Annotated in this window: 1 protein-coding gene; it reads right to left on the bottom strand. The window is 74.8% G+C overall.

From position 1 onward, the window contains the following. The coding region (locus tag Mam01_RS35725) for a type I polyketide synthase (RefSeq protein ID WP_204289645.1) at positions 1–5,264 on the bottom strand (5,264 nt) is incomplete at both ends.

Below are 5,264 nucleotides of genomic sequence, written 5' to 3'. Positions count from 1 at the left end.
CCATGGCATGGCCTCGGTCAGCAGCTTCACCTGACCGGCCGACCACTCCACGTGCGGGGAGGGCTCGTCCACGTGCAGCGTCTTGGGCAGCTCCCCGTGCCGGATCGCCTCCACCATCTTGATGACCCCGCCCACACCGGCCGCCGCCTGCGCGTGACCGATGTTCGACTTCAGCGACCCCAGCCACAGCGGCCGGTCCTCCGGACGCTCCTGGCCGTAGGTCGCGAGCACGGCCTGCGCCTCGATCGGGTCACCCAGCGTCGTCCCGGTCCCGTGACCCTCGACCACGTCCACGTCGCTCACCGACAACCGCGCGTTGGCGAGGGCCTGGCGGATCACCCGCTGCTGGGAGGGGCCGTTCGGGGCCGTGAACCCGTTGGACGCGCCGTCCTGGTTCACCGCCGAGCCCCGGATCACGGCGAGCACCCGGTGCCCGAGCCTGCGCGCGTCCGACAGCCGCTCCATGAGCAGCAGTCCGGCGCCTTCCGCCCAGGCCGCGCCGTTGGCGCCGGCCGCGAACGACCGGCAGCGGCCGTCCGGCGACAACCCACGCTGCCGGGAGAACTCGATGAACATGGCCGGTTCGGACATCACGGTGACCCCGCCGGCCAGCGCCAGGGAGCACTCCCCCGACTTGAGCGCCTGCCCGGCCAGGTGCAGCGCGACCAGCGACGACGAGCAGGCGGTGTCGACGGTGAGGGCCGGGCCCTCCAGCCCGAGGGTGTAGGCCACCCGGCCGGAGACGAGGCTGCCGCCGCTGCTGCTGGCGACGCCGACGCCCTGCCCGTAGTCGTGGTACATCACCCCGGCGAAGACCCCGGTCTTGCTGCCCCGCAGCGCTCCCGGGTCGATGCCCGCGCGCTCGAACGCCTCCCAGGAGGTCTCCAGCAGCAGCCGCTGCTGCGGGTCCATCATCACCGCTTCGTTCGGGCTGATGCCGAAGAAGCCCGGGTCGAACTCCGCCGCGTCGTACAGGAACCCGCCGTTGCGGGCGTACGTCTTGCCGGGGACGCCCGGCTCCGGGTCGTAGATGCCCTCGACGTCCCAGCCGCGGTCGGCGGGGAACTCGCCCACCGCGTCGACGCCGTCGGTGACCAGCCGCCAGAGGTCCTCCGGCGAGGCCACCCCGCCGGGATACCGGCAGGCCATGCCGATGATCGCGATGGGCTCGTCGTCGAGCGGCGCCTGGACGGCGACGCCGGCCTCGTCTCGCGTGCCGCTGAGCGTCTCGCCGATGTACTCGGCCACCGCGAGCGCGCTCGGGTAGTCGAAGACGAGGGTCGCGGGCAGCCGCAGGCCGGTGGCCTCACCCAGCACGTTGCGCAGTTCGACCGCCGACAGCGAGTCGAAACCGAGCTCCTGGAACGCGCGGTCCGGCTCGATCGCGTCGGCCGACGCGTGGCCGAGCACCGCCGCGACCGTGGACCTCACCAGGTCGAGCAGCGCGGCCGAGCGCTCCGCCTCGCCCAGCCCGGCGAGCCGCTGCCGCAGCACCTCTCCACCGCCCGAACGGGCCGCCTGACGGATCGGCACCCGTACGAGGCCGCGCAGCAGGTGCGGAAGCTGCTCCGGCTTGGCGCGCAGGGCCACCGGGTCGATGCGCAGCGGCACGCGTACGGCGCCGGGCGCGGCGAGGGCCGCGTCGAAGAGGGCCAGGCCATCCTCGGCGGTGAGCGCGGGATAGCCCATGCGCCGCATACGGGTGAGGTCGGCGTCGCTCAGCAGCGCGCCGAGACCGGCGTCCACGCCCCACAGGCCGTACGCCATCGACGTGGCGGGCAGGCCGCAGGCGTGCCGATGGGTGGCGAGCGCGTCGAGGAAGACGTTCGCGGCGGCGTAGTTGCCCTGACCGGCGGCCAGGACCATGCCGCCCGCGGAGGAGAGCAGCACGAACGCGGCCAGGTCGAGGTCCTTGGTCAGCTCGTGCAGGTGCCACGCGGCGTCGGCCTTCGGCGCGAGCACGGCGGCCAGCCGTTCCGGGGTCAGCGCGCCGACGAGGCCGTTGTCGGCGACGCCGGCGGCGTGCACGACGGCGGTCAGCGGACGCTCCGCCGGGACGGCCGCCAGCACCTCGGCCAGCGCGTCGCGGTCGGCGGCGTCACAGGCGGCGATCGTCACCTCGGCGCCGAGGGCGGTGAGCTCGTCGCGAAGCTCCGCCGCGCCCGGCGCGTCCGGGCCCCGCCGGCTGGTGAGCACGAGCGAGCGCACGCCGTACGCCGTGACCAGGTGGCGGGCGAGCAGCCCGCCGAGGCCGCCGGTGCCGCCGGTGATGAGCGCGGTTCCCTCGGGGTTCATTGCCGGGGCGGTCGCCTCGGCCGGCCGCGCGGGCCGCACGAACCGGGGAACGAGGACCTCGCCGGCCCGGATCGCGGCCTCCGGCTCGGCCGACGCGACCGCGGCGGCGACCGCGCCGGACGAGCCGGGGTGGCCGTCGACGTCGAGCAGGGCGAACCGGCCGGGGTTCTCCGCGATCGCGGCCCGCACCAGGCCCCACACGGGCGCCTGGGCCAGCGCCACGTCGTCCGCCTCTCCGGTCGCGACCGCGCTCCGGGTGACCACGACCAGCCTCGCGTCGGCGAACCGGTCCTCGGCCAGCCACTCCTGCACGATCTCCAGGACAGCGGTGGTCACCGACCGGACGCCGGACGGAACGTCTGCGGCGGGCGCGTCCGGCGCCTGCCAGACCACGGTGCCGGGCACGACGGCCGCGTCCGCCAGCGCCCGGAGGCTCTCGACGACCGGCACGCCGTCAGGGAACGGACCCGTGCCCAGAACGGCCCAGTTCGCGTCGTCCGATGTGGCCGCCGATGGACTCCACTCGATGCCGAACAACGCTTCGTCGGCGACGTCCCGCGTCGCGCTGAGCTGGTCGGCCGACACCGGCCGGGACACCAGCGACGCGACCGTGAGCACGGGGCGGCCGGTCGCGTCGGCGACGTTCAGCGTCAGGCCCCGGGTGGCCGACGGCGCGAGGCGTACCCGCGCCGCGGGCGCGCCGGTGGCGTGCAGCGACACGCCGCCCCAGACGAACGGGAGGACCGTCTCGCCCTCGCCGCTCCCGTCGCCGTCCACCAGGATCGCGTGCATCGACGCGTCGAGCAGCGCGGGGTGGAGCCCGAAGAGGGCGGCGTCCTGGTGCGCCTGGTCGGGCAGGGCGACCTCGGCGAACAGGTCCTCGCCGCGCCGCCAGGCCGCGCGCAGGCCCTGGAAGGTCGGGCCGTAGCCGTAGCCGGCGGCGAGCAGCTCCTCGTACGCGCCCTGCACGTCGATCGGCGTCGCGCCCGGCGGCGGCCACTGTTCGAGCGACTCCCCGCGGACGTCCGGTCCCTCGGCCAGCACGCCCTGGGCGTGTACGGTCCAGTTCTCCGCGTCGTGGTCGGGGCGGGACCGCACCAGCAGCGGCCGCCGGCCGGCGTCGTCCGCGGCCCCGACGACGACCTGCACCGCCAGGCCGTCGCGGTAGGCGCCCTCCGGCAGCACCAGCGGCGCCTGGAGAGTGAGCTCCTCCAGGATCGGGCACCCGGCCTTGTCCCCGGCGTGGATGGCCATCTCCACGAAGCCGGTGCCCGGCAGCAGGACGTTCCCGTACACCTGGTGGTCGGCCAGCCACGGGTGGGTGTGGACCGACAGCCTGCCGGTGAGGACGAGGCCCCCGGAGTCGGGCAGGGGGATGACCGCGCCGAGCAGCGGGTGCTCGACGGCCTCCAGCCCGGCGGAGGACAGGTTGCCGACGTAGTCGGCCGCCCAGGACTCGGACAGGTAGTCGTAGGTGTCCAGCCAGTAGCGCTCGCGCTGGAAGGCGTAGGTGGGCAGGTCGACGCGGGTGGCGCCGGTCTCGGCGTAGAAGGCCTGCCAGTCGACCGGCACGCCGGTGGTGTGGAGCTGGCCGAGGGCGGCGACGACGGTGCCGGGCTCGGGCCGCTCGGCCCGCATGGTGGCGGTGAAGACCGCGGTGTCCGCCTCGTCGAGGATCTGCTGGACCATCGCGGTCAGCACCGCGTCCGGGCCCAGCTCCACGAACCGGGTCACGCCCTGGGCGGCGAGGGTGGTCACCGCGTCGGCGAACCGCACCGCGCCACGCACCTGGTCCACCCAGTACTGTGCGGTGCCCAGCTCATCGCCGGCGAGGGCGCCGGTGACGGTGGACACGATCGGGATCCGCGGCGCGTCGAACGCCACCGTGCCGGCCACCGCGGCGAAGTCGGCCAGCATCGGGTCCATCATGTGGGAGTGGAAGGCGTGGGAGACCCGCAGCTGGCGGGTCTTGCGTCCCCGGTCGGCGAACTTTGCCGCCAGGGCCATCACCGGAGCTTCCTGTCCGGAGATGACCACCGCGCGGGGGCCGTTGACGGCGGCGATGTCCACCCCGTCGGTGAGAAGCGGGATCACCTCGTCTTCGGTGGCCTGGACGGCGACCATCGCCCCGCCGGGCGGGAGCGCCTGCATCAGCCGGCCCCGGGCCGCGACCAGGCGGGACGCGTCGGCGAGCGACAGCATCCCGGCGACGTGTACGGCGGCCAGCTCGCCGATCGAGTGCCCGGCCAGGTAGTCGGGCCGCACCCCCCACGACTCCAGGAGACGGAACAGGGCCACCTCCACCGCGAACAGTCCGGCCTGCGCGTACGCGGTCTGGTCGGCGAGAACGGGGTCGGCGCCCCAGATCACCTCACGGAGCGGGCGGTCCAGGTGCGTGTCCAGCTCGGCGACGACGGCGTCGAAGGCCTCGGCGAACACCGGGAAGGCCGCGTGGAGTTCCTGGCCCATGCCGAGCCGCTGGGCGCCCTGACCGGTGAACAGCATGCCGATCTTGCCACCGGAGCGGGCGATGCCCTGCACCACCCCGGGTGCGGTGCGGGTCTCGGCCACCGCGGCGAGCCTCGCCAGCAGGGTGGCGCGGTCGCCGCCGGTCACCACGGCCCGCCGCTCGAAGGACGTCCGCGTCGTCGCCAGCGAGTAGCCGATGTCGGCGATGCCGAGGGAGGGGTTGTCCTGAGCGTAGGACAGCACCCGGGCCGCCTGCCCGGCCAGCGCGTCCGGCGTCTTGCCCGACAGCACCCACGCCACCGGGGCCGTAATCTCGCCCTCGCCTTCGCCCTCGATCGGGGTGGGGGCGGGGGCCTCTGCGGGAGTGAGATCGGCGGGGGCCTGCTCGATGATGACGTGGGCGTTGGTACCGCTGATGCCGAACGACGACACACCCGCGCGGCGGGGGCGGTCCACCTCGGGCCAGGGCATGGCCTCGGTCAGCAGCTGGACCTGGCCGG

This window comes from Microbispora amethystogenes (assembly GCF_016863015.1).
GTDB lineage: Bacteria > Actinomycetota > Actinomycetes > Streptosporangiales > Streptosporangiaceae > Microbispora > Microbispora amethystogenes.
This window is presented reverse-complemented; position numbering and strand designations above follow the sequence as displayed.